This is a genomic window from Sphaerisporangium rufum (assembly GCF_016863395.1).
In the GTDB taxonomy this organism is placed as follows: Bacteria; Actinomycetota; Actinomycetes; order Streptosporangiales; family Streptosporangiaceae; genus Sphaerisporangium; species Sphaerisporangium rufum.
The window spans coordinates 27,776-54,090 of record NZ_BOOU01000089.1 but is presented as its reverse complement, the minus strand read 5'-3'; the positions used below and the strand labels follow the sequence as shown (position 1 = coordinate 54,090).

Sequence of the window (26,315 nt, the reverse complement as noted above, 5' to 3'; positions counted from 1 at the left end):
GTCGTACGGGGTCGTGCGGGAACGGTCAGGCGGCGTCCAGCCGGGCGAGCTCGTCGGCGGACAGCTCCAGCTCGGCGGCCGCCGCCGAGTCGCGGGCCGTCTCGGGGCGGGACGAACCCGGGATCGGGATGACGACCGGGGCCTTGGCCAGCATCCAGGCCAGGCAGACCTGCTGCGGGCTCACCCCGCGGGCCTTGGCGACCTCCTCGAACACCGCGAAGCGCGAGCCCAGCTCACCGGCACGGCTGATGCCGCCGAGCGGGCTCCACGGCAGGAAGGCGATGCCCATCTCGGCGCACAGCTCCAGCTCGGGCTCGCTGGACCGGAAGGCCGGCGAATACTGGTTCTGCACGCTGACCAGCCGGCCGCCGAGGATCTCGTTCGCCTGCCGGATCTGGCCGGGGTCGGCGTTGGAGATGCCCGCGAAGCGGATCTTTCCCGCGTCCAGCAGGTCGCGCAGGGCGCCGATCGAGTCGGCGTAGGGCACTTCGGGGTCGGGCCGGTGGAACTGGTAGAGCCCGATCGCCTCCACGCCGAGGCGCTTGAGCGAGGCGTCGCACGCCTGCTCGAGGTAGTCGGGGGCACCGTTCTGCGTCCACGAGCCGTCGCCGGGGCGCAGGTGCCCGCCCTTGGTGGCGATCAGCACGTCGGAGGTGTCACCGCCGTAGCCCGCCACCGCGCGGGCGATCAGCGACTCGTTGTGGCCCACGTCGTCGGCGTGCAGGTGGTAGGCGTCCGCCGTGTCGATCAGGGTCACGCCGGCGTCCAGCGCGGCGTGGATCGCCGCGATCGACCGCTGCTCGTCCGGGCGTCCCTCGATCGACATGGGCATCCCGCCCAGGCCGATCGCGCCGACCTCGACGTCGCCGATGCGGCGAGTCTGCATGTTGTCTCCTCACTGATGATCCGGGCCGCCGGCCGGCGGATCCCCGCGCGGCGCGAAAGCGACACCGGACGCCCTTGCCCGCTTTATGCCGACTTATCACTTGAAATCATCCGATCGAGGGCTGCAGCGCGGTCGCCGGCCCGGCCGAAGCCTTGGCCGGGGATCGCCCGGATCTTGGGATGCGGACGGCCGTCCGCCCCCCGCCCGGCGGGTAGGAACCCGGGGGTGCGCGAACCGGCCGGCGAGAGGGGCCGACGCGCCGCACCGGGATCGGCTGATCGGGGGCGAGATGGACGTCCGAAGGTTCACCGGATGGCGGGCCGGGTTCGCCGCGCTCGGCCTCGCCGCGGCCGTCGCCGCGACGGCCGCGGGGACGGCGACCCGGCCGCGGGCCGAGATCGACCCGGCCACCCGGCGGGACATCACCGAGGCCGTGCAGGACGAGGCCCTCGCGCACGCCAAGTACCTGGCGTACGCGGCACAGGCCGGGCGGGAGAACCTGCCGGAGGCCCGCAGGCTCTTCGAGGGGACCGCCCGGACCGAGTTCCGCGAGCACCTGACCGAGCAGGCCGGCCTGATCGGCCTGGTCGGCGACAACGCCGCCAACCTGCGGGCCGCCATCGCCGGCGAGGACTACGAGGCCACCGTGATGTACCCCGAATTCGCCGCCCGGGCGAAGGCGGCCGGTGACCGGGCGGCCTCCCGGCTGTTCACCGAGATCAGCGCGGACGAGGCCCGGCACCGCGACCACTTCCGCCAGGCCCTCCGCGCCGTCACCGAACCCCGGTCCGGGGCCACCGTCCCGACCCTTCCGAAGGTGGAGCCGGTGGCGATCCCGGCGGGCCGGCCCAAGGTGACCTCGACCCGGACGCTGCGCGACCTGCGGGCCGCGATGCGCGGCGAGTCGTTCGCCTGGGCCAAGTACACCCTGTGGGCCGACCGGGCTCGGGCCACCGGCCGGCGCGACGTCGCCGAACTGTTCGACCGTGCGGCCCGAATGGAGCTGACCGAGCACTTCGCCGAGGAGGCGCGGCTGGCCGGCCTGGTCGGAGACACCCGGGCCAACCTGCGCGACGCCATCACCGGGGAGACCGACGAGGGCACCAGGACCTACCCCGGCTACGCCCGCAAGGCGTCCGCCGCCGGCGACCGGGCCGCCGCCGCCCTGCTGACCGAGATCGGCCAGGACGAGCTGCGGCACGCCGCCGCCTTCTCCCGCGTCCTGTCCGGCCTCGGCGCCGCCCCCCGCTCCGGCTGACCCCGCCGCCCGCCGTCCGGCCGGTCCCGCCGGGGCCATCGGGGCGCCCGCCGGAAATGTCGGGGCGTCCTGGTAGACACCTGCCATGGGCGTGAGCGTTGACGAACTGCTGGCCATGCTGGAGCGGCTCCCCGAGGTGGAGCAGCGGGACAGCGGTGGCGAGTGGGTGGGACTGAAGGTGCGGGGCAAGGGCTTCGGCTACCTGTACGAGAAGACCGAGACCGTGGGGCTGAAGGCCACCATCGACGAGCAGATCGCCCTGGTGGCCGAGCGGCCGGAGGTGTTCGAGCCGCAGTTCACCGCGGGCCGCTTCGGCTGGGTCATCGTCCACCTGCCGAAGATCGAGGCGGACGAGCTGTTCGAGCTGCTCACCGAGGCCTGGTGTCTCACCGCCCCCAAGAGCCTCCTCGACCGGCACGCGGCCCACCTACCGGGCTGATCCCTGACCCCCGCGTACCGCCTCCGCCGTCACCTCGGCTGCGACGGAGACGTCTCCCTGGAGGCGTACTCTTCGAAGCGCACGGCGGAGTGCAGCGCCACGTCACGGAGGTGGCCGGCCTGGACGATGTCCACCGGATCCTGGATCCGTTCGGCGCCGGCGAACGAGCCGTCGTCCCGATAATGCATCCGGACCAGGTGGCAGGAGTCGAAGAGCCAGTAGTCCAGGTTTCGGGGCAGATGCTCCGGCCACTCTCCCGCGGCGACCGGGAGGATCCGCACATCCTCCCCGGCGCGCACCGAGTGGCGGTACCCCCAGGCGAACTCGAAGCGCAGGTAGTCGGTGAGCGGCAGCTCGACGACGTGCACCCGCTGCATGCGCTTGCCGGCCTGGACGGCTCGGGAGACCACCCGCTCGATCCATCCGCCGACGATGGAGCGCTCGTCCGCCGTATCGCCGGCGAGGAAGCGGGCGAAGCCGGCGCGTTCGGCAGGCACGTCGTACCGCTGGAGGGTCTCCAGCCGGTAGGCCGTATATCTGAACTCCTGGAACAATCGTCCCAGTTCGTTCTCTGGTTCCGGCCGGAACGACCGCGCCAATCCACCACTCCTCGCGAGAAGCGCGCATGTACTCCGCGACCATCACGCTGAGCAGCGAGACCGCGGATCCTACGGCCGAAGATACAGCCGGTGATCCATAGATCACCGCTCGTTGGGCCGGGGCCGCGATCCGTTCCCGTTCCTTTCACGAGCAGATGAGCGGTACCCGAAGAATGTCGTGGAGCCGGGCGGCATCCAGGGGGACCACCTTCGTGGAGCGCACGACCGTGGCAAGGCAGGGCGAAGCGTGGGGTAAGGCGGGTGCTCGATGTGAGGTGGGGGGCGATCGGTAATAGGCTCTGCCGTCGATGTTGCGCAACCTGATCCCCCGTACCAGTCCCCCGGGCCGGCCGGCCGTGCTGCTGTGCGCGGTCGCCAGCGCGGCCGTCATGCTGACCGGGAGCGGGGTGCTGGCCCTCGGCGGACCCGGGGACGGCCTGACCGGGGCATCGCCGCCCCCTGAAGCGGCCGGGGCCGGGTCGCCGCCGGCGGGCGGCCCGGTGGCCGGACCGGTCACCCCGGCGCCGCCGCAGCCGGCGGTGACGCCGTCGACGCCGCCGAGCACCCCGGTGACGCCGCCGCGCGGGGTCACCTGGCCGCCGAACCGGTCGGGCACCGGCGGGCCGGATCCCGACGAGGGGCAGCCGCCGGTGGTGCGGGTGCCGGAATCGGCCGCGGGCCGGTACCGGCGGGCCGGCGGCACCGACCTGCCGCCGGCGGGGGCCCGCGGGCCGGTGGTGCGGTACATGGTCGAGGTGGAGAAGGGACTGCCGTTCGATCCCGAGGAGTTCGCCGCGGCGGTGCACCGTACCCTGAACGACCCGCGCAGCTGGGGCGCGGGCGGGCGAATGCGGTTCAAGCGGGTGGACCACGGCCGGGTCCGGTTCCGCGTCGCGCTGTCCAGCCCGGCGATGACGAACCGGCAGTGCCTGCCGATGCAGACCTTCGGCGAGCTGTCCTGCTGGAACGGCCGCCGCTCGGTCATCAACGCCAAGCGATGGGGCCAGGCCGTGCCGGGGTACCGGGGCGACCTGGCGGCCTACCGGGAGTACGTCGTCAATCACGAGGTGGGGCACGCGCTCGGCCACGGCCACGTGTCCTGCCCGGGACCGGGCCGGCGCGCGCCGGTCATGACGCAGCAGACCAAGTCGCTGCAGGGCTGCCGCCCCAACGCCTGGCCGTTCCCGGGGCACCGGAAGCGCTGACCGGCGGGCTCGCGGCCGCCTGCCGGGAACGTCCCGTACTCCGTGACACGCCCGTTTCCCAGGACGGAAATCGCAGGTGATGGCGGCATAGGGTGGCGACGATGATCACGACGGTGGCCGCGGTCGCGCCGGGCCGGTCCACCGGGCGGCACCGCCTCCGTCGCGGGGAAGGTCGCGGGAGAAGGGGGCGGTCATGCGGATACTTCCGGTCACCGTACTTGCCGCCGTGCTGGCGGCGCCGTCGCCGAGCATCGCGGCGGCCCGCCTGGGGCTCCCGCCGGGACAGCCACGCGCGGATGACGTGGCGGGCCGGCCTGCCCAGGGGGGCCAACGGCGACCGGGACGGCCGCGACCCGGTTCGATCGGATCGGCGGACCGGCAGCGCGCGTTCCGCGAGGCCGCCGCACGGTACGGGGTGCCGGAGGCCGTGTTGCTCGCGGTGTCCTACCTGGAATCGCGCTGGGACGCCAACGGCGGGGAGCCGAGCGTCGCGGCCGGCTACGGTCCCATGCACCTGGTCGACATCGCCGCGGCGCGCGCGGACACCGCCAGGCACCCTGCCGCGGCGCGCGCGGACACCGCCGGGCGGCACGCCGAGGACGACCGCGGCGGCCGACGACGTTCCCCGGTCCCCCGGACCGGCGGCGCTGGAACGGTGCCGACCAGAACCGTGCCGACCCGAGCGATGCAGGCCGGGACCCGGTCGACTGGAACGGTGGTGGCCGGGACGGTGGCGATGGCGGCCCGGCTGACCGGGATCGCGCCGGAGCGGTTGCGCCGCGACCCGGACGCCAACGTGCTCGGCGGTGCCGCGCTGCTGGCCCGCCACCAGGCGGAGCTGGGCGCGCCGGCGAGCGGCGACCCGGCGGACTGGTACGGCGCGGTGGCGCGCTACTCCGGTGCCCCGGACGCCGGCACCGCCCGGCGGTTCGCCGGCGAGGTGTTCGAGGTCATCAGGGCGGGGGCGGCCCGGACCACCGACGACGGCCGGCAGGTTTCGCTGCCCGCCGCACCGGAGATCGCTCCGCACATGGAACGTGCCGGCCGCCCGGAACGCGGTGCCGCGGAGTGCCCGCGCACGCTGGCCTGCGCGTGGGTGCCGGCGCCCTACCAGCGGCTGTCGGCCGCGCCCGGCGACTACGGCAACCACGACGTGTCGGACCGGCCGCGCAGCCAGCGGATCAGTTACATCGTCGTCCACGACACCGAGGCCAGCTACGCGACCACGCTGAAGCTGGTGCGCGACCCGGCCTACGTGAGCTGGCACTACACGATCCGCTCGGCCGACGGGCAGGTCGTCCAGCACGTCCGGACCGGCGACGCCGCCTGGCACGCCGGCAACTGGTACGTCAACACCAAGTCGATCGGCATCGAGCACGAGGGCTTCCTGGCCCGCGGCGGCCGGTGGTACACCGAGGCGATGTACCGCAGCTCGGCCCGGCTGGTGCGCTACCTGGCCCGGCGGTACGGCATCCCGCTGGACCGGGCGCACATCCTCGGCCACGACAACGTGCCCGGCACGCTGCCGGAGACCGTGCGCACGATGCACACCGACCCGGGGCCGTACTGGGACTGGGGGCACTACTTCGAGCTGCTGGGCCGCCCGTTCGAGGCGACGGCCGGCGCGGGCGGCGGCCTGGTGACGATCCGGACGGACTACCCGCGCCACCGGCCGCGCTACACCGGGTGCGGCGGCGCGGGGACCGACTGCCCGCCGCACGGCTCGGCCTCGGTCTGGCTGCGCACCGAGCCGCGGGAGGACGCCCCGCTGGTGCGGGACGCCGGGCGCTCGGCCGGCCCGTCCACCTTCGACGTCTACGACCACGGCGCGCGGGCGACCACCGGCCAGCAGTTCGCGGTGGCCGGCCGGCGGGGCGAGTGGACGGCCATCTGGTACCTGGGGCGGCGGGCGTGGTTCCATAATCCGCCCGACCGGCCGACGGCGGTGCACGCCCGCGGGTACGTGGTGACCCCTCGCGCGGGCCGGCCCCAGGTGCCGGTGTACGGCCGGGCGTATCCGGAGCCGGCGGCCTACCCGAAGGGGATCCCGGTCCAGAAGATCGTGCCGCTGCAGTACGCGATCGGCGCGGGACAGCGGTACGCCGTCGGGCTGGCCACCCGCGGCGAGTACTACTACGCGGCCTCGTTCGACCCCGCCGGGCACCGGGTGATCCGCGGGGACACGGTCTACTACCAGATCCAGTTCGGGCACCGGGTGGCGTTCGTCATGGCGGACGACGTCGACGTGCTGCCCTCGGCGTTCCGCACGCCGGGCTGACCCTCGCGAATTGCAGCACCCGCGATATGTACTGATTAATACCTGAATAACATCCCGGCCGTTTCGGCTTGTATTACGGAGTTGTACCGCATGCCGGGGAAAACGCGCGCCCGCCCGCCGCTCCGGCTAGCTTTCGACAGGAAGACCAGCAGAGGGGTGGTGGCGTGCGGACCGGGCGCGGTCGGGCCGCGAGGCGGCCGGCGGCCGGGTCGGCCGTTTCCGCGTTATCCCTGCCCGCGGTCCTCGTCCTGTCCCTGCCCGCCGCCCTCGCGCTCGTCCTGGGCCGGCCGGCTCTCGCGCTCGCCGCCACCCCCTCCCCCGCCGCCACCGCGACCCCCGCGCCGGCCGCGTCCCCCGATCCGGCCGCCGACCGGCGCGCGGTCTACTGCCTGGCCGCCGCGCACCGGCCCCAGGTGGCCGAGGCCGCCGTGTCGCTCGGGCTCGGCACGGCGGTGCCCGACCGCCCGGACGCGGTGCGGACCGGCGATCTCACCTACTCCGTCGACCAGTGGCGGACCGCCCGGCCGGAGGCGTTCGAGCGGGCGTGCACCGCGCTGCTGGCCACCGTGCCGGACCTGCCTCCTGCGGAGCGGCCGGACGAGCCGGGCGTGCTGGTCTCGACGCTCGGCTCCCTCGGCCAGCTGCTGGCCGGCTCGCTGCTGACCCTGCTGGTGCAGCGGCTGGACGCCCGTGCCGCCCGGCGGCGGCAGCGGCGGGACGCGCTGGCCCAGGCGTCCGGCGACTTCCGGGCGGCGGCCTACACCTACATCGACGCCTGGATCGACGGCCCGGCCACCGCCGGCGCGCAGCGGGCCGAGCTGGAACGCCGCCGGGACGTCCTGGCGGACACGCTGCGGCGGCTTCCGGTCCAGGGACGCCGGCGTGCCGAGGCCGAGCACCTGGCGGAACTCGTCACCGGCTACCCCGGCCCGGCGTTCACCGTCGCGCACGGCCGCCCGGACCACGACGAGCGCCAGGCCGGCCGGGAGGAGAGACGACGCGAGGTGGCCCACCTGACCCGTGACACGGAGGCACTGATCGACCGCCACATCCGGGACCTGTGGTCCCGCGCCGCCCGGCCCGCCGCGGCCTCGTCCGGAGGGGCCCCGGCCGGGGCCGGCACCGAGGAGGGCCGCCCGTGACGATCCAGGCGCCGGGGGCGCTCCCGATCAACACCTTCGGCATCCCGACCGTCCGGGAGACGGTGACCGGCGAGCCCGAGCTGATCTACATCAGCGGCATCCCGCTCAAACCCTGGTACATCCCCGGGCACGGCCGGCTCTGGGTGCCGATCGACAACACCGGCCACGCCTTCACCGTCTTCTGCCGGCACATCGCCGACGTGGACGAGCTGGCCAACGACGGCCGGCTGGTGCTGGTCGACGGGGTCACCGGCAGCGGCAAGACCAGCCTCATCCACAAGTGCGTGGACCACCTGCACGCCCGGCTGGCCGAGGCCCTCGGCCGGCCGGTGGACCCCGCCCCGAGGTCACCGGAGGACCACTGGCGGCCGCGGGAGCGGCCCGCTCCCGGCATCTGCATCGTCGACCTCAGCGACCGGGCGGAGAAGGTCGCCTACGACGACACCGGCGAGCTGCGGGCGCTCGACGCGATCAACCGAACGATATTCCGGCACGTGGTCTCCGGCGTCCGCTCGCACGGGCACGAGACTCCGGACCTGGACCGGCTGGTGACCGACGCGGCCGACCCGGTGGACGACGACCACCGGCCGGCCCACCGGCTGTCGGAGCTGTACGAGCGGCTCAGCGAGGTGCTGCGTGACCGGCGGCTGTTCGCGCTGATCGTCCTGCCGTACATCCCGCTCGGCACCCCGGACGCGCACCTGCGGTTCGTCCGCGGTCACCTGAACTTCTGCGAGCGCCGCATCGTATTCTTCGCCGAGACCACCGAGCCGGACCTCATGGAGAACATGGCGCCCACGCTCCCCTGGGACCAGCGGCAGCTGGTGACGCATCTGTCCATCGGGCCACTGCGGGGCAACGACTGGGAAAGCTTCGTGCAGGCCCGGCTGGACCTGCCCGGACTGCCCGCGGCGCACGTCATCATAGCCCCGGAGGCTCTGGCCAGAATCACCCCGGAAAACGAGAATCCCCATGGAACGGTGCGGGGACTCCAGAACGACCTGTACGCGCTGGGCGAGATCGCCCGGCTGGACGGGCGGGACGTGATCTCGGACGCGGACGTCATCGCGCTGGCCCACCAGCGGCTCGACGACGAGCGGATGCGGCGCCGCCCGCCGGCGTCGGGCCAGCCGGGGCAGAAGGGACCAGTGGAGTGAACGCCAGGGACAATCCGTTCCCCTCCGCCCCGGCCGCGCGGCTGAGCGGCTCCTACGACCTGTTCGCCACCGGTCCCCGGTCCCGGCCCGGCCGGGCCGTCACCATCGAGACCGACGCCGTCCGGGCGGTGGCCGGCCAGCTCGGCGCCTACCTGGACCAGTCGACCGGAGTTCCGTCCCGGGGGCGGGCGCTGGCGCTGGTCGGCGACCTCGGTACCGGCAAGAGCCACATCGCCCGGGACCTGGCCCGCACGGTGACCGCCCATCCCAGCGCGCCGCTGCTGTGGCTGATCGACGAGCCGCTGTGGGACTTCGGCGCCATCTACCGCGACCGCCTGGTCAGCGGGCTGAAGGACCAGAAGGCCGCCTTCTTTGACGTGCTGCTCGACTACTACTCCGACGTCACCGCCGACAGCATCGATCGCTCGCCGCTGCTGCGCCAGGTGGTCACCGGGCTGCGCGACCGCCGGCTGGATCCGCAGGCCGTCATCGAGGCGTACGCCCTGTCGGAGGCGGCGATCCGCCGCGACCTGGAACGCCGGCTGCAGATGCTCACCGAGCACGGCAAGTTCTCCGCCGCGCTGACGCTGCTGCTGTTCCCCGGCATCCAGGACCAGGTGTGGGACTGGCTGATGGGCCAGCCGCCGAGCACGGTGCTGCACGAGCGCGGCATCGACACCCCGATCGACACCGTCAGCAAGGTCTTCGACGCCCTGGCGGTCTTCGCGTTCCTCTACGGGCAGGCCGGCCGGAAGTTCGTGCTGGTCATCGACATGCTGGAGAAGGTCTTCGAGTGGCCGGACGACCGGCGCAGCGACTTCACCCAGGCCTTCGAGAAGCTGGTGAACGTCTATGTGAACGCCGGCGGCCTGCTGGTGTTCTGCACGCTGCCCGAGGTGCTGGGCAGGTTCGGCGAGAGCCTGCACGAGCGCATCGTGCCGATCCGGCCGACCCTGCTGACCGGCGCGCAGAGCGTCGAGTTGGTGCACGCCCACCTGCATCCGCAGCAGGAACCGGCCGCGGCGGCCGAGGCGGCCGAGGAAGCTCTGGACGACGATGCCGATGACGGGACGGATGCGACCCAGGTCACGCAGTGGTTGGCCCGCCGCTCCGCGGCCGGAACGGCTCCGGCCCGGCGGCCGCGCGGGCCGGACATCGCGCCGTTCACCGAGGAGTCGGTGCACTACATCAACCGGCTCGCCGGTGGCGTGCCGCGCCGGGTGCTGAAGCTGTGTCACCACGCGTGGGCGACTGCCGCCGCCGAGGGCGGCCCGCCGCCGCGCGAGGTGGACGACCGGGTGGTCCGGGCCGCGGCGCGCAAGGCGTTCGAGAAGGTCACCCGGGAGGATCTCAGGAAGTCGATCGAGGGCGTGCTGTCCACCGGGCCGTGGCGGTTCGAGCCCAGCCCGGTGCGCTTCGCCCGGCGGTCCGCCGGGGCCGCGGGGGACGTGGACTTCTGGGTGCTGATCGGGCGGACCGGGTCGGCGATCGCGGTGGTGACCACCGACTCGGTGCTGCAGGACGAGCAGGTCGACCGGCTGAGACAGACGGTGGAGGCGGCCCGGCGCGACACCGGGGCGGCGCCGTGCGAGGTGCTGGTCGCGGTGAACGGCTACATCTCCACCGAACTGCGGCTGCGGCTGGCGGACGCCACCGGCAGCCAGCCCATCGTCTACAGCGACCGGTCCTTCGAGCATCAGGTCCGGGAGACCGTCCGGGAGCTGGCCGAACGGCTGAGCTCCTCCGGCCGGGACAGCACCCTGGACCTGATCCGCGACCATCTGGAAGGCATCGCCTTCCAGCAGACGAGCGTGCTGCAGCGGCTGCAGCGCATCGACGGCCGGGTGGAACAGCTCGACACCGCGACCGCCGCCCGGCTCGGCGAGCTGTGGCAGCTGGCCGAGATGTCCGGTGATCCGCCGGCCGCCGGCGGGCGGCGGGCCGGCGTGCGCCGCCGGCTGCCGCACGCGGTGCAACGGCATTTCGACCGCGCCTTCGACGTGATCGGCCTGCTGAGCGGGGTCCCGGCCTCGTTCCGCGAGGTGTTCGACCCGGCGGGTGAGGACCGCCCGCGCCGGTTGAGCTTCACCGTCGAACAGTTCCAGGCCGTCGGCGTCGCGGTGCTGGTACAGAAGCTGGTGGAGGCCTTCCAAGACAGCGTCGGCGAGTGGGTGCGCCAGGCGCGGACGGTGCCTGGCGAGCCGGCGCCGACCGCCGAGCAGGAACGGCGGCTGCGCACCATCTGCCGGAGCTACGAGATCACCGCGGAGATGCTGCCGGTGTTCCGGCTGGAGAGCCTCGCCACGTTCGGCCCGTTCACCGAGGGACCCGACCCGCTGGACCGCTCGGCGCGCACGTTCCGCCGGGCCGAGGCCCAGGAGGTGCTCACCGAGCTGGCCGAACGGGTGTTCACCTCCGCGATGGACCACGTCCGCGCCTGACCGGCGCCGGCCGTCCCGCGGCGGCGCGGCGCTCCTCGACCTGTCCACCGGACCACGTCCTGCCCGGAGGACCGGGGCGGGCCGCTCCGGCGGCACCGGACCTCGCCAGGAGGCGCGCGCCGGTGCACGCCGGGCGGGAGCGTGACCGAACACCAGCGCACATCGGCGGACATCGGCGAAGTCGCGGTGTCCTGCTGCCGCCCGGCGGCGCCGGGCAGGTCAGGGCCGTAGATCGCCCCGTGGGGCCATGGCCGGCCGCCAGGCGTAGTCGCCGATCGGACCGCCGGACCGCCGGGAACCGCCGGCCGGACCGCCGGCCGGACCGCCGGGATCGGTACCGTCCGCGGCGGGGCGGTCTGCCGGCCCCAGGGGCGAGACGGCCGGCCGCGCCACGGAGGGCGACCCGCCGGGCGACGTCACGAGTGGTACCGGGGCGGGGAGCGGGCCGGTGGATTTCCGGCGGGCCGCCGCCAGGCGTTCGTGGCGGTCGAATGCGCCGTTGGCGGCCAGGTGCAGCAGGTTGACCACCAGGATGGCCGGGGCGACCACGCTCACCGCGTACGGCAGGTACGGTTCCAGCGCCAGCGAGAGGATGACCGCGGTGATGCCGTTCTGCTGGCCGAGGGCCAGGTAGACGCGGTCCACCCGGGGCAGCCGGCGGGCGATCAGCAGCCCGGCGACGATCTGCGCGCCGAACGCCGCGCAGCCGAGCACCAGGCCGAGCCGCAGGTCGACGCCGTCCACCAGCAGCATGCCGAGCACGAACGTGGCGACCAGGAAGGCCGCCTGGGTGACCTTGTCGGTGAGCGCGGCGATGCCCGGCCGATAGAAAAGGCCGATCAGTGCGATACCGAGCATCCAGAACCGCCAGGCCGCGATGGCGATCAGCACGGCCAGCACCAGCGTGGCCACCGCCCGGAACACCGCCGAGGGCGCCGGCGCCTCGCCCGGTGCCAGCACCCCCCGCATGCGGGCGACGGCACCCGCCACCCCGGACGCCGCCGAGGGCTCGGCCCGCCCGGCCCCGGACGGCACCGGCGGGGTGGACAGGGTGGCCGGCGCGGCCTCGGCCGGCGCGGCCTCGGCGAACGCGGTCTCGGCCGGCGCGGACAGGGCGGCGGGAGCGGGCGGCGGGAGCGACCCGGGTGGCGCGGCGGCGGCCGTGGTCGCCGGCGGGCGAGTGGCGCGGCGCAGCCGGCGGGCGGCCAGCCAGCCGAGGCCGGCGGCGGCGGCGAACCCGAGGTTCAGCCCGAGGTCGGCCAGGTAGCCGGACACCCCGGCGGATCGGGCCGCGCCGCCGTCCAGCGCGAACGCCATCAGGTAGACGGTGAGCAGCGCGGTCACCGGATCGTCGAATGAGGCCCAGGACAGCAGCAGCGACTTGGCCCGCCGCGACATCCGCGACCGGCCGGCCAGCGCGGCGACCGACAGCGGGTCGATCTGCGCGACCGCGACGCCGAGGATCATCGCCTCGGGCCGGAGGCCGCCGGCGACGTACATGACCCCGGCGATCAGCGCCGTCTTCAGCAGCACGCCGACGGTCACCGCGGTGACCACGACCCGCAGGTCGTGCACCGCGTCCGCCGGGATGCCGGAGGCGCTGCCGTAGAGTCCGACGGCGAGCAGCAGGCTGACGCCCCACAGGTACCAGGAGGACGTGTCCAGGCCCCCGGCGCCGTCGGTGGCCCGCGCCACGGCGAGGCCGAGCGCGGCGGCGGCGAGCATGGTCAGCAGCCGCCCGACCGGCGAGCCGAGGAATCGGATGAGCACCTTCACGGGTGTCCTCCCGCCCGAAAAGGGGAGCGCATTTCGCGCCGGACCCCGATTCTAAACCGCCGCCACCCGGCCGAACCACGGCACGATTCTTGAATAATCGTGAAAACTCCGGATGCCCGCCGGGAATCGGCGGCAAGAATTACCACGTCGCCCGCCGGCCCGCCGGAGACGGCCCTTTCCATCCCCTTCGGCGCGGTCGAGGCGGAAATGGCCGTGATGAGTGGCCGGCGTCTCTCCCGGGCCGCGCGGGCACGGGCGGGGCGGCGCGCGACTGACGGGCCGGTCCGGCCGAGACCGCGCACCCGGACGGTCAGCCGGAAGGGGCGCCGGCGGCGTCCGGGAGCTCCGCGGCCAGCCGGCGCAGCCGCCGCTCGGCCCGGTCGACTATGTCCTGGTACAGCGTGACGCCGATCAGGAAGTCGCCCGGCGCGTGCCAGGGCCAGTGCACGTAGACCGCGCCGGCCTGCACGTCCAGCACCAGCCGGTCGACCCGGCCGGGCACCATCCGGCGCAGGGCGTGGTGCAGCCGCACCAGGTCGGCGCGCAGCCGGCCGGCGATGTCCTGGTACAGGGCGCGCCGGGTGGGGCGGGGCAGGCCGGTGAACCAGATGTCCAGCTCGCTCTCGGCGAAGACGTCGCCCGCCTGCACCAGCGTCCAGTCGTGGTACAGCGCCGCGTAGTGCAGGTCGGCGACGTTGACCGTGCGGGACCACAGGTCGACCAGCTTGGCCTGGGAGGACTCGCCGAAGGCCGGCCCGGTCTCCAGGTGCGGCTGGGACGGGGCGGCGAGCGGCGGCAGGTCGTCGCCCGCCTGGTCGCCGCCCGGGTTCTCCGCGCCGAGCCGCAGTTCCTGGGTGCGGATCTCGCTGATCAGGTCGTTCATCGCGCGGTCCATCCGCGGGACGTCCTGCCCCCGCTGCGCCAGCCCGAGGAGGTACTCCCCCGCGCGCAGTCGCCCGCAGTGCACCCCGCCATGCGGGGTGGACACCACCATGCGCATCAGCTCGCCGGAGTCCAGCGGCAGCAGCGAGGCTCCGAAATCCTCGAACCGGCTGATGAGCTGCCGGCCGGCGTGGCGGTACCGGTCGCGGAGCCGGTCGGTGGCGGACCCGGTGCCCTCCCCGGTGCCCTGCCCGGCCCCCGGGACCGCGGCGCGCCCGCCCACCGGCTCCGCGCCCCGCGCCGCGCCGGTGCCGAGGTCCGCAGCCGGTTCGGTGCCGGATCCGGGACCGGCGGGCCGGGAGTCCAGCACGTCCACGGTGAAGTTGAGCACGCCGCTGCGGTAGTGGGACAGGTAGGGCAGTTCGGGGACCGATTCGACGACCCGCCGGCCACGGTCGGCGGTGGTGCGGTAGAACCTGTCGGCGTGCGCCGCCGGAAGGTACACGGCCTTCCGCTCCTGATCGCCGCCGGTGAACGCTCCGGAGGTCATCGCCGTCCCTTCCACTCCGGTGTGCCGGGCCGTCAAAGCTCGGGTATCTCCAGGTCGATGTCGCGCCGCGCCGCGGAGGCGGACGGCGGTTCCCCGGCGGCCCGGCGCAGCGTGCCGGCGAGGTTGGCCTCGACCAGCCGGGCGTTGGGGTGGTCGGGCAGGCCGGCGTCGGCGAAGCCGTCCACCGCCGCCCGTTCCAGCTCGATGGCGGTGTCGACGTCGCCCTGCGCGACCAGGGTGCCGGCCAGCGCCACCGCCGCGGCGATGGTCCACGGGTGCGCCGCCCCGAGCCGGTCGCCGAGGACGTCGAGCGCCTGCTCGCCGTACCGGCGGCCCTCGTCGAGCCGGCCGTCGTTGCGCAGGTAGGCGCCCAGGGCCACCACGCAGACCTGCGTGTAGGGATGGCGGTCGGGGAAGGTCTGCGCCAGTCCGTCCAGGCAGGCCGCGGCATGGTCGGCCGCGTCCCGGTGCTTGCCGAGCGCGTCGAGGTCGGCGGCCAGGCTGGCCAGGCAGGTGAGCGTGAGCAGGTGATGGTCGCCCTGGTGGGCGCGCAGCTCGGCCAGCACGCGCTCGTCGCGCTCCAGCGCCATGTAGGGGTGACCGAGCCGCCGCTCGGTGATGGCGAGCCCGCTCTCGGCACCCAGCACGTCCAGCGGCGGGCCGCCGCGGCGGGTGCCCAGCGAGTGGCCGCGGCTGAGGACGGCCTTCAGCAGCCGGTGCGAGGCCTCGAGCTGGCCGAGATCGCGGTGGTAGCGCGCCATCGCGATGGCAGTGTGGGCCGCGGCCGCGTCGCCCGCGCCGGCGAGCTGGACGCGCAGCCGCCGCCGCTCGCTCGCCAGCCGCAGCGCGCGGGCCGGGTCGCCGTTCAGCGCCTCGGAGATCGACAGGTTGTGCATGGCGTCACCGGTGGCCGGATGGTGGGCGCCCAGCAGCTCGCGCAGCTCGCGCAGCACGTCGCGCTCCTCGTGCAGCGCCTCGTCGAACTCCCCCAGGGTGCGCAGCGCCGCCGCGTGCGCGCCCGCGGTGAGCAGCGTGCGCGGGTGGTTGACGCCGAGCGCCGCGCGCTGCAGCCGCAGCGCCTCGGCGGCGAACCGCTCGGTGGCCCGGTGGTCGCCCTGCAGCCGGGAGACCTGGGAGAGCACGTTCAGCAGCCGCAGCCGCAGCGGCGCCTCCGGCTCCCAGGCGGCCAGGGCCTTGAGCCCGATCTCGCGCACCCGTTCGCGGGCCGGCCGGTCGTCGCGCCGCAGCAGGTGGCCGAGCTGGCGCAGCACCCACCAGCGGACCGTGGCCCGGTCGTCCTCCCACGGGGCCAGCCCGTCGAAGTGGCGGTCCAGCTCGTCGAAGACCCGGTGCACGAACGGGTCGTCCGGGTCGAGCTCCGCCCACGAGGCCAAGGCGAGGCGCAGGTCCGCCACCAGCGTCGCGTCCGGGCCCTTCCGGTCGCGGACCAGGCCGGCGATCAGCGGATGCACCTGTACCGGGCGGTCCCGCACGCCGAGGTCGGCCCGGACCAGGCCGTAGCGGCCGAGGGTGCGCAGCATGACGTCGACCATGAGCGGGTCGCGCAGCTTCTCCTCGCCGCCCAGCAGCCGGATCATCGCCCAGGATCGCAGCAGCCGCAGGTCGACGCCGTCCGGCGACAGCAGCGAGCAGGCCCGTAGCAGCCGCAGCGCCGCCTGGCCGCCGATGCCCTCCAGGCGCAGCGCCCGGCCGCCGATGTCGCTCGGCAGGGTGTCCAGGGTGAGCTCCAGCATGACCCGGGGCGCCGTGGTGGCGACGCCCTGGTCCTGCAGTTCCTCGTGCTTGCGGGCGTGGTCGTCGCAGAACCGGTCGACGGCCCGGGCGACCGCGTCGCCGACCATGAGGTTGTCCTGGCGAAGGCGCATGACCAGGGTGGCCAGCCAGGAGGCGGCCAGGTCCAGGACGAGCGGCAGGTGCCCGACCCGCCCGGCGACCGCCTCGGCCTGTTCGTACCGGATGCCGGGCACCCGGGCGGCGAGCAGCGCGACGCTCTCGGCGGCCTGGAAGGGGACGACCTCGATGCCGGGGTGGCGCGAGTCGACGGCCGGCGCGGCGGAGGTGATGACGACGTGGCCGTGGCCGCCGCCGGCCGGCACCAGCCCGGCGGGCGGCCCGCCGGCCGGCGCCCGGTCGTAGACGAGCAGCCAGGCGCCGCACCGGCCGGCGGCGAGGTGGTCGACGGCGGCCAGAGCGGCGTCCGCGCCGGCCGGGACGGCGAGCCGGGCGGCCAGCGCGTCGAGCGACTCGCGGATCGCCCGCTCATCGCGGGCCGGCACCCACCACACGACGTCGTACGCGCCGGCGAAGCGGTGGGCGTACTCCAGGGCGATCTCGGTCTTGCCGGTGCCCGCCGGGCCGTGCAGCACGCAGGCCGTGCCCGGCTCGCCGCGGGCGGCCAGCAGGGTGTCGCGCAGGGCGTCGATGGCGCCGTCGCGGCCGACGAAGCCGGGGTTGCGCGCCGGCAGGCGGGAGGCCGGCGGGGCGCCGGGGAAGCGGGCGTCGACCGGCGCGTCGGCGTACGGGCCGCCGAGGCCGAGGGCGCGGCGCAGCAGCCGGACGGCCTGCGCCTCGCCGGCGCCGCGCAGGTCGACCATGTCGTGCGGGTAGAAGCCCTCAGGCAGCGGCAGGTCGTCGACCAGCACCAGGCGCATCGCCGGGTGGGCCATCCGGCGCAGCCGGGCGGCCTGGTCGGCCTCCAGGCCGGCCGGGGAGACGACCACGACCGCGTGGCCGGCGTCGTGGCGCTCGCCGCCGAACCGCTCCATGGCCACCGTGGTGACGCGCACGCCGAAGCGCTCGAGCTGGGCCGCGGCCCACTCGGTCCAGGCGCGGTGCCGGGCGGTGCGCACCAGCGTGACCCGGCGCACCACGCCGGCGCCGCCGGCGGCGAGCCGGTCGGCCAGCTCCTCGTAGGCGGGGCGCAGGCCGCCGGTGTGCCCGGGCGGCTCGCTCAGCATGGCGATCGCGCCGGTGGCGGCGTAGGCGGCGCTGTAGGGGATCTCGGCGTAGCGCACCTCGCCCGCGACCAGCCCGTCGAACCGGTCGCGCACCACCTGCCTGGCCTCCTCCAGCGGCTGGAGCGCGCCGGGATCGGCGCGCAGGCCGAGCGCGACCAGGCCGACCGGGCGACCGGCGTCGCGCTGCAGCCGGGCGGCCAGCCCGGCGGCGGCCTCGATCGCCATGGGGTTCATCGGAAAGCAGGTGACGATCAGGTCGGCCAGGCCGGCCACACCGGCCAGGTCGGCCAGGTCGTCCGGCAGGCGGTCGCGGCCGGTGCCGGGCATGTCCACCAGCACGTGGTCGAAGGCGCCGCGGGCGGCCCGGATCTCGGCCAGTTCCGCTTCACCGAGCGGCCGGTCTCCATCAAATCGCAACAAACGGATATAACCGGATATATCCGAAGCGTCATATTCCAGTGCAGGGAATCCGGCCACCGGGCGGTCCGGCGCGGCGGCGTCGCCGGTGATATCACCGGCGGGCCGGAAACCGGGCAGATAATCGCCGACCCGCGGCCGCCCGCGACCTGCGTCGACGACCAGCACCCTGCGACCGGTCGCCGCGAGGATGAGGGCGACGTTGATGACGGCCGTGGTGCGCCCGATATTGCCGGCCGCCGCGCAGAACAGGATGGTGACACCGGCGCCGGGAGCCTCGGCGACGTCATTCATGACCCCTCCACTTCCCCGGCCCGCCCCACCCGGGCCCCGGCTGGAGCGGCCGCGGGCATTTCCCGGCGGGTGCCGATGGGGACGTCAGTATATAGCGGCGACCAGCGGCGAAAACCCCGATGGCGCCGGAATCGCGGGCTCCCTCACAGGGCCGGCGGCGACTCTGCGTAATCATTGGAAATCGGGCTCGGGCCGGCCACCACCTCGTGTCCCAGCCGGCGCAGCGCGAATGCCAGCGCCGTTTCCGGCAGGCCGGCCACCAGCTCGGCGGTGATGCCGGTGAGTTCCACGTACCCCACCGAAATATCACCGGGAGAAAACGGCATTTCACCCGCTAACGGGCTTTGGCCCTGACTCATCGACGCAGCCCCTGTCGCCGTACGGGAACGTGACTCCGGTCTCCGGGTTTCATCCGGTCGAAGACGGCCGGGCATCGGGATCACCCACAGCCTCACTATCATAGGCGGATAATCGCCGGGTGCGGCCAGGATCACCATCGGCCATCCGCGGCGCGGGAGAGCCGGCCCCACCCACCCGGCCGGTGCCGAAGCGACATAGCGAGGCCGTCTTTGACTGTTGAGCCAGGTGTGGCGAGAAATTCCCCGGGCGACCGGCCGGATGCGGCCGACGGGAAAGAGCACCTTGATCCGGGCTGGCCTTATTCCCTTGATATGGATGCCCTTATTGAAAAGGGCTGGTCACCGCACCCGTTCCGCAATTTCGTGCTCAAGATCCATAGCCGGTGCGACCTGGCCTGCGACTATTGCTACATGTACCAGGCCGCCGACCAGGGGTGGCGCAGCCAGCCGCGGGTGATGTCGCGCGCGCTGGTCCGCCGGGTGGCCGAACGCATCGCCGAGCACGCCCGCGCGCACGCCCTGCCGCACGTGAACGTGGTGCTGCACGGCGGGGAGCCGCTGCTGGCCGGCCACCGCCATCTCGGCTTCGCCGCCACCGCGCTGCGCGAGGCGCTGCCGCCCGCCGTCGGCCTGCGGGTGTCGGTGCAGACCAACGGGATGCTGCTGGACGAGGAGCACCTGCGCCTGTTCGCCCGCCTGGGCGTGCGGGTGGGGGTGAGCCTGGACGGGGACCAGGACGCGCACGACCGGCACCGGCGGCGCGCCGACGGCCGGGGCAGCCACGCCCGGGCGGTGGCGGCGGTCCGCCGGCTGGCCGAGGGCCCGTACCGGGAGATATTCGGCGGCCTGCTGTGCACCGTCGACCCGCGCAACGACCCGGTGCGCACCTACGAGGCGCTGCTCGCCCACCGGCCGCCGGCGATCGACTTCCTGCTCCCACACGGCAACTGGACGGCGCCGCCGCCCGGCCGCGCGTCCGGCTCGCCGGCCACCCCCTACGCCGACTGGCTGATCGCGGTCTTCGACCGCTGGTACGACGCGCCGGTCCGGGAGACCGGGGTGCGGTCCTTCGAGGCGATCGTCCACCTGCTGCTCGGCGGCACCGTCGCCCTGGAAGGGCTCGGTCTGTCACCGATGCGGTGCGTGGTGGTGGAGACCGACGGCGCCATCGAGCAGGGCGACGCGCTGAAGACCGCCTATCCGGGCGCGACGGCGACCGGCCTGCACGTGGCGACCGCGTCGTTCGACGCCGCGCTACGGCTGCCGGCGGTGGCCGCCCGGCAGCTCGGCGCGGCCGCCCTCGCCGCCGACTGCGCCCGCTGCCCGGTGCGGCGGGTGTGCGGCGGCGGCCACTACGCCCACCGGTACCGGGCCGGGTCGGGGTTCGCCAACCCCAGCGTCTACTGCCCCGACCTGTACCGGCTGATCGGGCACGTCCGCCACCGGCTGGCGGCGGACGTGGCCGGGCTGCGGGCGGACGGGCGGACCCGGGTCAGTCGTTGAGGTTCTCGCGCAGGTAGGACTCCACCTGGTCCAGGCCGATGCGCTTCTGCGCCATCGAGTCACGCTCGCGGACCGTCACCGCGTCGTCGGTGAGGGTGTCGAAGTCGACGGTGATGCAGAACGGCGTGCCGATCTCGTCCTGGCGACGGTAGCGGCGGCCGATGGCCCCGGCGTCGTCGAACTCGACGTTCCACCGCCGGCGCAGCCGGGCGGCCAGGTCGCGCGCCTTGGGCGACAGGTCGGCGTTGCGCGACAGCGGCAGCACCGCGGCCTTCACCGGGGCCAGCCGGTGGTCCAGCCGCATGACCGTGCGCTGCTCCATGACGCCCTTGGCGTTCGGCGCCTCGTCCACGGTGTAGGCGTCGATCAGGAAGGTCAGCGCGCACCGGTCGACGCCCGCGGCCGGCTCGATGACGTAGGGCACGTAGCGCTCGCCGCTCTCCTGCTCGAAGAACGACAGGTCGGTGCCCGAGGCGGCGCCGTGCGTGGTGAGGTCGAAGTCGGTGCGGTTGGCGATGCCCTCCAGCTCGCCCCACTCCGACCCGGTGAAGTTGAAGCGGTACTCGATGTCGACGGTGCGCTTGGAGTAGTGCGACAGCTTGTCCTTCGGGTGCTCGTACAGCCGCAGGTTGTCGCGCTCGATGCCGAGGCCGACGTACCAGCCGAGACGCTCGTCGATCCAGTACTGGTGCCACTCCTCGTCGCTGCCGGGCTTGACGAAGAACTCCATCTCCATCTGCTCGAACTCGCGGGTACGGAAGATGAAGTTGCCCGGGGTGATCTCGTTGCGGAACGACTTGCCGACCTGGCCGATGCCGAACGGGATCTTCTTGCGCGAGGACTGCTGGACGTTCAGGTAGTTGATGAAGATGCCCTGGGCGGTCTCCGGCCGCAGGTAGGCGAGCCCGGACTCGTCCTCGACCGCGCCGAGGTAGGTCTTGAGCAGGCCGTTGAACATGCGCGGCTCGGTGAAGGCGCCCTTGGTGCCGCAGGCCGGGCAGGTCAGGTCGGCCAGGCCGTTCTCCGGAGCGCGGCCGCCGTGCTTCTCGGCGTAGGCCTCCTCCAGGTGGTCGGCCCGGTAGCGCTTGTGGCAGGACTGGCACTCGGTGAGCGGGTCGACGAACTCGCGGACGTGGCCGCTGGCCTCCCACACCTCGCGGGCGAGGATCACGCAGGAGTCGAGGCCGACGACGTCGTCGCGGCCCTGCACCATGGCCTTCCACCACTCGCGCTTGACGTTGTTCTTGAGCTCCACGCCGAGGGGACCGTAGTCCCAGGACGCGCGCAGGCCTCCGTAGATCTCGCTCGACGGGTAGACGAGCCCGCGTCGCTTGGCGAGGCTGACGAGCGTCTCCATGATGTCGGTACGGCGGGCCATCAAGAATCTCCATCCGGCTGGCGGTCGGGGTCGAGTCGGTCGATCAGAGGGCGCTTCACCTGCCCGATCGGCTCAAGCTTAGGGGAAGGCGAGGCCGGACCCGCCCACAATTCCGCGCGGCGGCCGGGCGGCGGGTGGCCGGCCGGCCGCGAAGGCCGCAGACCCTCAGGATTCGCCGGCCACCACCTCGAAGGCGCCCGGCTCGTTGATCATCAGTGTCATCAGCGGGTACATGTCCATCCGGGCCGCCGACAGCGCGCGGCGGTAGAAGCCCGCGCCCTCCCACTCGGTCACCAGGGCCCACAGGCCCGGCTCGTCGACGGACCGGCCCAGCCTGCCGCGCAGGTGGCCCGGCTGGGCGGCCAGCGTGCCGAGGATCGCCCGGGCCTGCCCGGTGAACTCCGCGGTGCGCGCTTCGGGGACCGCGTACCTGATGAGGGCGAACATGCCGCTCAGCATGCCAGCCCGGCGCGGGTGCCGGGGCGCGGGCCCCCGGCGCTAGGCTGCTTAAGGTGGCTGACAAGCACGATCCCACCCGCCGGCCGCCCGCGGCACCGCCTTCCGGCCGTGACCGCGCGGTGCCGCCGCATCCGCTCGCGCGCCGGCCCGCCGCCCGCCGCGGGCCCCGGCCGCTGCCGCCCGGCGAGCACTTCATGACGCCCGGCGCGACCGGCCTGCGCCGCGCGGTCGAGCGGCGCAGCGCGGCCCCGCTGGTCTTCCTGTACCGGCTGCCGCGCTGGCTGATTCCGGTGGTCCTGGTGGCGCTGCTGCTGGTGGGCTTCGCGGTGGCGGACTGGCGGGGCGGGATCGCCGTGCTGCCGGTGCTGGGCTTCGTGCTGTGGCTGGCCTACATGTCCTGGCCGTCGCTGGGGACGTTCGCCCGATTCCTGCGCGTCGCGCTGGTGACGTTCCTGGTGCTCTTCGCGGCCGCCCGCTTCGGCGTGTTCTGACGCCCGGCGGGCAGGTGCTCCCCGGGCGGGCGGCGCCGGCCGATTTTGACAATGGTTTTCATTCTGCGGATACTCGTCAGGGTGATGCCCCATTCGTCCAGGTACCGTCGCTCGTCCCGCCCCCGCACCCTCGCCGCGCTGCTCGGCGCCGGCGCCCTGCTCGCCGCCACCGCCTGCTCCCCCGGCACCTCCGCCGCCACCGGCCCGGCCGGCGACGGGCCGCGGGTGCTGGCCGCCTTCTACCCGCTGGAATGGCTGTCGGCCCGGGTGGCCGGGCCGGACGCCGAGGTCGCCGGGCTCACCGCACCCGGCGTCGAGCCGCACGACCTGGAGCTGACCCCGCGCCAGATCGCCGACATCGGGCGGGCCGACCTGGTCGTGTACGTCAAGGGGCTGCAGCCCGCCGTGGACGAGGCCGTCGAGCAGCACGCCGCCGGCAAGGCCTACGACATCACGACGGCGGCCGGCACCCCGCTGCCCGCGCCGCCGGACGGCGACCACGACGACCACGACGACCCTGCCGGCCACGACGACGAGGCCGGCGGGCACGACGAGCACGGCGCCACCGACCCGCACGTCTGGCTGGACCCCACCCGGCTGGCCGCCGCGGGCACCGAACTCGGCCGGCGGCTCGCCGCCGCCGACTCCGCCCACGCCGCCGGGTACACCGGGCGGGCCGAGACCACCGCCGGCGAGCTCGGCGCCCTGGACCAGGAGTACCAGCGGGGCCTGGCGAACTGCGCCGGCCGCACCATCCTCACCGCGCACGCCGCGTTCGGCCACCTGGCGAACCGCTACCACCTGAAGCAGGTGGCCATCAGCGGCCTGGACCCCGAGGCCGAGCCCGCTCCGGCGCGGCTCGCCGAGGCCGCGCGGCTCGCACGGCAGGAGAAGGTGACTACCATTTTCACCGAGACCCTCGTCAGCCCCAAGGTCGCCGAGGTCCTCGCCCGCGAGATCGGCGCGCGCACCGCCGTGCTGGACCCGATCGAGAGCCGCCCCGCCCAGGGCGACCACCTCGCCGCCGCCCGCGCCAACCTCTCCGCCCTCCGCACCGCCCTGGGATGTCGATGACCCGATCAGCACCGGCGGCCGGCGCCGCCGACCCGCCCCGGCCGGCCGCCGCGCCGCCCGCGTTCGCCATGACCGGCGGCCAGGTCGCCCTGGACGGGCGGCCGGTGCTGCGCGGCGTCGACCTGCACGTGGCGGCCGGCGAGGTGGTGGCCGTGCTCGGCGCCAACGGGTCGGGCAAGTCCACGCTCATCCGCGCGCTGCTCGGCCTGGTGCCGCTGGCGGCCGGCACCACCGAGCTGTACGGCCTGCCCCCGGCCCGGTTCCGCGACTGGTGGCGCATCGGCTACGTGCCGCAGCGCCTGTCGATCGGCGGCGGCGTGCCGGCCACCGTCCGCGAGGTGGTGGCCTCCGGCCGGGTGGCCCGGCGGCGCCGGCTCGGCCGCGACCGCGCCGCCGACCGCGCCGCGGTGGCCCGGGCGCTGGACGCGGTGGACCTCGGCGCGCGGGCCGGCGACCCGGTCGGGCTGCTGTCGGGCGGCCAGCAGCAGCGGGTGCTCATCGCCCGGGCGCTGGCCGGCGAGCCGGAGACGTTCGTCATGGACGAGCCGACCGCGGGGGTGGACGCCGGCAGCCAGCGTCACCTGGCCGGAACCCTGGAAACGCTGGTCGGGCAGGGCCGCACCGTGCTGCTGGTCGCGCACGAGCTCGGGCCGATGGCGCCGCTGATCACCCGGGTGGTCGAGCTGCGCGACGGCCTGGTCGCCCGGGACGGCGCGCCGGACGGGGCACCCGGCTGCCATCCCCATCCCGGCCACGAGCAGGGCCGGCCGCACGCCTACGGCGTCGCGGGCGGCCCGCTCACCCCGGAGGACCGTGGATGATCGAGTTGCTGAGCTACGACTTCATGGTGCGCGCGCTGGTGGCCGCGCTGCTCGTCGGCCTGGCCGCGCCGGCGGTCGGCACCTTCATCGTGCAGCGCCGGCTCGCGCTGCTCGGCGACGGCATCGGGCACGTGGCGCTGACCGGCGTGGCCCTGGGCTTCCTCACCGGCACCGCGCCGGTGCTCACCGCCGTGGTGGTGGCGGTGCTCGGCGCGGTGGCGATCGAGCTGGTGCGCGCGCGTGGGCGCACCACGGGCGACGTCGCGCTCGCCCTGCTGTTCTACGGCGGCATCGCCGGCGGGGTGCTGCTCATCGGCCTGGCACCGGGTGGCAGCAACGCCACGCTCACCTCCTACCTTTTCGGGTCGATCAGCAGCGTGACCACCGAGGACATCTGGGTGATCGCCCTGCTGGCCGCGTTCGTGCTCGGCGTGGTCGCCGCCTTCGGCCGCCAGCTGTTCGTGCTGTGCCAGGACGAGGAGGTGGCCAAGGTCAGCGGCCTGCCGGTGCGGTTCCTCAGCCTGCTCATCGCGGTGACCGCGGCCCTCACCGTGGTGATCGCGATGCGGGTGGTGGGCCTGCTGCTGGTCAGCGCGCTGATGGTGGTGCCGGTGGCCACCGGCCAGCAGCTCACCCGCGGCTTCGCCGCGACCATGCTGGCGGCGATGGCGATCGGCGTGGCGGCCACCGTGGGCGGGCTGACCACCGCGTTCTACGCCGGCGTGTCACCGGGCGCGGCCATCGTGCTGATCGCGCTCGGCGGTTTCACGGTGGCGCTGGGTGTCGGTAGATTCGTCCGCCGGGGCCGGGCGCGGGAGGTCACGCCTTGACCTCCGCCCGCCGGGGGGAGATCCTCGCGCTCGGCGGGGTGGCCGGCTCCGCCGCGGACCGCCCGTCCCGGGCCGGAGGCGCAGGTTCCACGCTCAAGGAGTATCGATGACCGCACGGTCCCGCAGCCGGAGGTGCCGATGAGCAGCCGCCGCGACGCCGTCCGCAGCCTCCTCGCGCAGAGCGACGGGTTCCGCAGCGCGCAGGACATCTACGCCGAGTTGCGGGCCGACGGCGCCAAGATCGGCCTGACCACCGTCTACCGGGCCCTGCAGTCGCTGGCGGACGCCGGCCAGATCGACGTGCTGCGCACCGACGACGGCGAGGCGGTCTACCGCGCCTGCGCCACCGGCCGCCACCACCACCACCTGGTCTGCCGCGGGTGCGGGCGCACCGTGGAGGTGGACGGCCCGGCCGTCGAGCGCTGGGCGGAGGCGGTGGGGGCCGAGCACGGTTTCACCGCGATCACCCACACGGTCGAGGTGTTCGGCACCTGCTCGTCCTGTTCGGCCGTGGCGTCGGCGGGCTGAGCGCCCATGCCGTTCAGCCACGACCTGTCCTGCTCGCTGGCCACCGCCGCGGCGCTGGTGAACACCGCGCCGGAGACCGGCGGCCCCGAGCGGCTCGGCGACGTGCCGGCGCTGACCGAGTTCGTGCGGCGCGAGGAGGTGACCGGCGTCCGGTCGCTCGGGCCCGATGACCTGCCCGAGGTGCACGCCGTGCGCCGGGTGTTCTTCGAGATCTTCACCGCGCCGGACCTGGCCACCGCGACCTCGCGGCTGAACGTGCTGCTGGAGCGCACCCCGATCACCGCGCGGCTGACCGAGCACGACGGCTGGCCGCTGCACGTGCACTACTTCGCGCCCGGCGCGTCGCTGGCCGAGCACCTGGCCGCCGAGTGCGGGGTGGCGCTGGCCCACCTGCTCGCCGAGCACGGCTCGGATCGGTTGCGCAGCTGCGCCGCGCCCGACTGCGGCAGCGTCTTCGTGGACGAGTCGCGCAACCGGTCCCGGGTGTACTGCGACAGCCGCACCTGCGGAAACCGGATGCACGTGGCCGCCTACCGGGCGCGACGGCGCGGCTGACCCGGCGCGGCTGAC

Annotated in this window: 22 protein-coding genes; 14 read left to right on the top strand and 8 right to left on the bottom strand. The window is 74.5% G+C overall.

Annotated features, from left to right (window positions below; genetic code table 11):
• Window positions 1-25: 25 nt before the first annotated feature.
• Entirely contained in the window at window positions 26-886 is an 861-nt protein-coding gene (locus Sru01_RS30810) for an aldo/keto reductase (RefSeq protein WP_203993105.1), read from the bottom strand.
• Window positions 887-1,175: 289 nt separating this feature from the next.
• Here Sru01_RS30810 and Sru01_RS30805 point away from each other — a divergent pair, with 289 nt between their 5' ends.
• Both Sru01_RS30805 and Sru01_RS30800 read left to right on the top strand, forming a co-directional pair.
• A complete protein-coding gene (locus Sru01_RS30805; protein ID WP_203993104.1) occupies window positions 1,176-2,144 on the top strand; it encodes a ferritin family protein in 969 nt (322 codons plus the stop codon).
• A gap of 85 nt (window positions 2,145-2,229) precedes the next feature.
• Window positions 2,230-2,583, top strand: a complete 354-nt coding sequence (locus Sru01_RS30800) for an MmcQ/YjbR family DNA-binding protein (RefSeq protein ID WP_203993103.1) — start codon at window positions 2,230-2,232, stop codon at window positions 2,581-2,583.
• 29 nt (window positions 2,584-2,612) lie between these two features.
• On the opposite strand, the gene Sru01_RS30795 is transcribed toward Sru01_RS30800, so the two are convergent.
• Entirely contained in the window at window positions 2,613-3,182 is a 570-nt protein-coding gene (locus Sru01_RS30795; protein WP_203993102.1) for a DUF6879 family protein, read from the bottom strand.
• A gap of 308 nt (window positions 3,183-3,490) precedes the next feature.
• Between Sru01_RS30795 and Sru01_RS30790 the strand changes: the two genes are divergently transcribed.
• From Sru01_RS30790 to Sru01_RS30770, 5 genes are all read left to right on the top strand, one after another.
• Window positions 3,491-4,387, top strand: a complete 897-nt coding sequence (locus tag Sru01_RS30790; protein ID WP_239137880.1) for a DUF3152 domain-containing protein — start codon at window positions 3,491-3,493, stop codon at window positions 4,385-4,387.
• A 427-nt stretch (window positions 4,388-4,814) separates the two neighbouring features.
• Complete coding sequence (locus Sru01_RS30785; RefSeq protein WP_239137879.1) at window positions 4,815-6,665, top strand: peptidoglycan recognition protein family protein; 1,851 nt, start codon at window positions 4,815-4,817, stop codon at window positions 6,663-6,665.
• Window positions 6,666-6,829: 164 nt separating this feature from the next.
• A complete protein-coding gene (locus Sru01_RS30780) occupies window positions 6,830-7,807 on the top strand; it encodes a hypothetical protein (protein WP_203993085.1) in 978 nt (325 codons plus the stop codon).
• On the top strand, window positions 7,804-8,964 hold the full coding sequence (locus Sru01_RS30775) for a P-loop NTPase family protein (RefSeq protein ID WP_203993081.1): 1,161 nt from the start codon (window positions 7,804-7,806) through the stop codon (window positions 8,962-8,964). Before Sru01_RS30780 ends, Sru01_RS30775 begins: the two co-directional genes overlap by 4 nt.
• A complete protein-coding gene (locus Sru01_RS30770; RefSeq protein ID WP_203993078.1) occupies window positions 8,961-11,405 on the top strand; it encodes a hypothetical protein in 2,445 nt (814 codons plus the stop codon). The genes Sru01_RS30775 and Sru01_RS30770 overlap by 4 nt, the downstream gene beginning before the upstream one ends.
• A 219-nt stretch (window positions 11,406-11,624) precedes the next feature.
• On the opposite strand, the gene Sru01_RS30765 is transcribed toward Sru01_RS30770, so the two are convergent.
• The 4 genes from Sru01_RS30765 to Sru01_RS30750 all read right to left on the bottom strand — a co-directional run bounded on the left by Sru01_RS30765 (window position 11,625) and on the right by Sru01_RS30750 (window position 18,661).
• Window positions 11,625-13,181, bottom strand: coding sequence for a cation:proton antiporter (locus tag Sru01_RS30765; RefSeq protein ID WP_203993075.1), 1,557 nt, complete (start codon window positions 13,179-13,181; stop codon window positions 11,625-11,627).
• Window positions 13,182-13,491: 310 nt separating this feature from the next.
• Entirely contained in the window at window positions 13,492-14,613 is a 1,122-nt protein-coding gene (locus tag Sru01_RS30760) for a hypothetical protein (protein ID WP_203993072.1), read from the bottom strand.
• A gap of 32 nt (window positions 14,614-14,645) precedes the next feature.
• The gene (gene fxsT, locus Sru01_RS30755; RefSeq protein ID WP_203993067.1) at window positions 14,646-18,302 is read right to left on the bottom strand and encodes an FxSxx-COOH system tetratricopeptide repeat protein; all 3,657 of its coding nucleotides are present in this window, start codon (window positions 18,300-18,302) and stop codon (window positions 14,646-14,648) included.
• Window positions 18,303-18,445: 143 nt separating this feature from the next.
• The gene (locus tag Sru01_RS30750) at window positions 18,446-18,661 is read right to left on the bottom strand and encodes a hypothetical protein (protein ID WP_203993064.1); all 216 of its coding nucleotides are present in this window, start codon (window positions 18,659-18,661) and stop codon (window positions 18,446-18,448) included.
• 312 nt (window positions 18,662-18,973) lie between these two features.
• Between Sru01_RS30750 and Sru01_RS30745 the strand changes: the two genes are divergently transcribed.
• A complete protein-coding gene (locus Sru01_RS30745; protein WP_203993061.1) occupies window positions 18,974-20,164 on the top strand; it encodes an FxsB family cyclophane-forming radical SAM/SPASM peptide maturase in 1,191 nt (396 codons plus the stop codon).
• Here Sru01_RS30745 and Sru01_RS30740 read toward each other — a convergent pair.
• Both Sru01_RS30740 and Sru01_RS30735 read right to left on the bottom strand, forming a co-directional pair.
• A complete protein-coding gene (locus Sru01_RS30740) occupies window positions 20,154-21,521 on the bottom strand; it encodes a glycine--tRNA ligase (RefSeq protein WP_373869557.1) in 1,368 nt (455 codons plus the stop codon). The two genes, Sru01_RS30745 and Sru01_RS30740, sit on opposite strands and share 11 nt — an antisense overlap.
• Before the next feature lie 186 nt (window positions 21,522-21,707).
• Window positions 21,708-21,989, bottom strand: a complete 282-nt coding sequence (locus tag Sru01_RS30735; protein WP_203993054.1) for an antibiotic biosynthesis monooxygenase family protein — start codon at window positions 21,987-21,989, stop codon at window positions 21,708-21,710.
• Window positions 21,990-22,054: 65 nt separating this feature from the next.
• Here Sru01_RS30735 and Sru01_RS30730 point away from each other — a divergent pair, with 65 nt between their 5' ends.
• From Sru01_RS30730 to Sru01_RS30705, 6 genes are all read left to right on the top strand, one after another.
• The gene (locus tag Sru01_RS30730) at window positions 22,055-22,492 is read left to right on the top strand and encodes a DUF6703 family protein (protein ID WP_239137878.1); all 438 of its coding nucleotides are present in this window, start codon (window positions 22,055-22,057) and stop codon (window positions 22,490-22,492) included.
• An 84-nt stretch (window positions 22,493-22,576) separates the two neighbouring features.
• Complete coding sequence (locus Sru01_RS30725) at window positions 22,577-23,566, top strand: metal ABC transporter substrate-binding protein (RefSeq protein ID WP_203993126.1); 990 nt, start codon at window positions 22,577-22,579, stop codon at window positions 23,564-23,566.
• Window positions 23,563-24,387, top strand: coding sequence for a metal ABC transporter ATP-binding protein (locus tag Sru01_RS30720; protein WP_373869556.1), 825 nt, complete (start codon window positions 23,563-23,565; stop codon window positions 24,385-24,387). Before Sru01_RS30725 ends, Sru01_RS30720 begins: the two co-directional genes overlap by 4 nt.
• Window positions 24,384-25,217 (top strand): metal ABC transporter permease, encoded by an 834-nt coding sequence (locus Sru01_RS30715; protein ID WP_203993051.1) that lies wholly within the window; start codon window positions 24,384-24,386, stop codon window positions 25,215-25,217. The genes Sru01_RS30720 and Sru01_RS30715 overlap by 4 nt, the downstream gene beginning before the upstream one ends.
• 138 nt (window positions 25,218-25,355) lie before the next feature.
• Window positions 25,356-25,745: a Fur family transcriptional regulator gene (locus Sru01_RS30710; protein ID WP_203993049.1), complete on the top strand. Its 390-nt coding sequence runs from the start codon at window positions 25,356-25,358 to the stop codon at window positions 25,743-25,745.
• Window positions 25,746-25,751: 6 nt separating this feature from the next.
• Window positions 25,752-26,300, top strand: coding sequence for a CGNR zinc finger domain-containing protein (locus Sru01_RS30705; RefSeq protein WP_203993047.1), 549 nt, complete (start codon window positions 25,752-25,754; stop codon window positions 26,298-26,300).
• Window positions 26,301-26,315: the final 15 nt, after the last annotated feature.

Coding starts and splice junctions, on each gene's coding strand:
- Sru01_RS30805 (WP_203993104.1), top strand. CDS start 1,176: ATGGACGTCCGAAGGTTCACCGGATGGCGGGCCGGGTTCGCCGCGCTC.
- Sru01_RS30735 (WP_203993054.1), bottom strand. CDS start 21,989: ATGTTCGCCCTCATCAGGTACGCGGTCCCCGAAGCGCGCACCGCGGAG.
- Sru01_RS30760 (WP_203993072.1), bottom strand. CDS start 14,613: ATGACCTCCGGAGCGTTCACCGGCGGCGATCAGGAGCGGAAGGCCGTG.
- Sru01_RS30810 (WP_203993105.1), bottom strand. CDS start 886: ATGCAGACTCGCCGCATCGGCGACGTCGAGGTCGGCGCGATCGGCCTG.
- Sru01_RS30790 (WP_239137880.1), top strand. CDS start 3,491: ATGTTGCGCAACCTGATCCCCCGTACCAGTCCCCCGGGCCGGCCGGCC.
- Sru01_RS30800 (WP_203993103.1), top strand. CDS start 2,230: ATGGGCGTGAGCGTTGACGAACTGCTGGCCATGCTGGAGCGGCTCCCC.
- Sru01_RS30740 (WP_373869557.1), bottom strand. CDS start 21,521: ATGGAGACGCTCGTCAGCCTCGCCAAGCGACGCGGGCTCGTCTACCCG.
- fxsT (WP_203993067.1), bottom strand. CDS start 18,302: ATGAATGACGTCGCCGAGGCTCCCGGCGCCGGTGTCACCATCCTGTTC.
- Sru01_RS30720 (WP_373869556.1), top strand. CDS start 23,563: ATGACCCGATCAGCACCGGCGGCCGGCGCCGCCGACCCGCCCCGGCCG.
- Sru01_RS30710 (WP_203993049.1), top strand. CDS start 25,356: ATGAGCAGCCGCCGCGACGCCGTCCGCAGCCTCCTCGCGCAGAGCGAC.
- Sru01_RS30715 (WP_203993051.1), top strand. CDS start 24,384: ATGATCGAGTTGCTGAGCTACGACTTCATGGTGCGCGCGCTGGTGGCC.
- Sru01_RS30705 (WP_203993047.1), top strand. CDS start 25,752: ATGCCGTTCAGCCACGACCTGTCCTGCTCGCTGGCCACCGCCGCGGCG.
- Sru01_RS30725 (WP_203993126.1), top strand. CDS start 22,577: ATGCCCCATTCGTCCAGGTACCGTCGCTCGTCCCGCCCCCGCACCCTC.
- Sru01_RS30750 (WP_203993064.1), bottom strand. CDS start 18,661: ATGAGTCAGGGCCAAAGCCCGTTAGCGGGTGAAATGCCGTTTTCTCCC.
- Sru01_RS30745 (WP_203993061.1), top strand. CDS start 18,974: ATGGATGCCCTTATTGAAAAGGGCTGGTCACCGCACCCGTTCCGCAAT.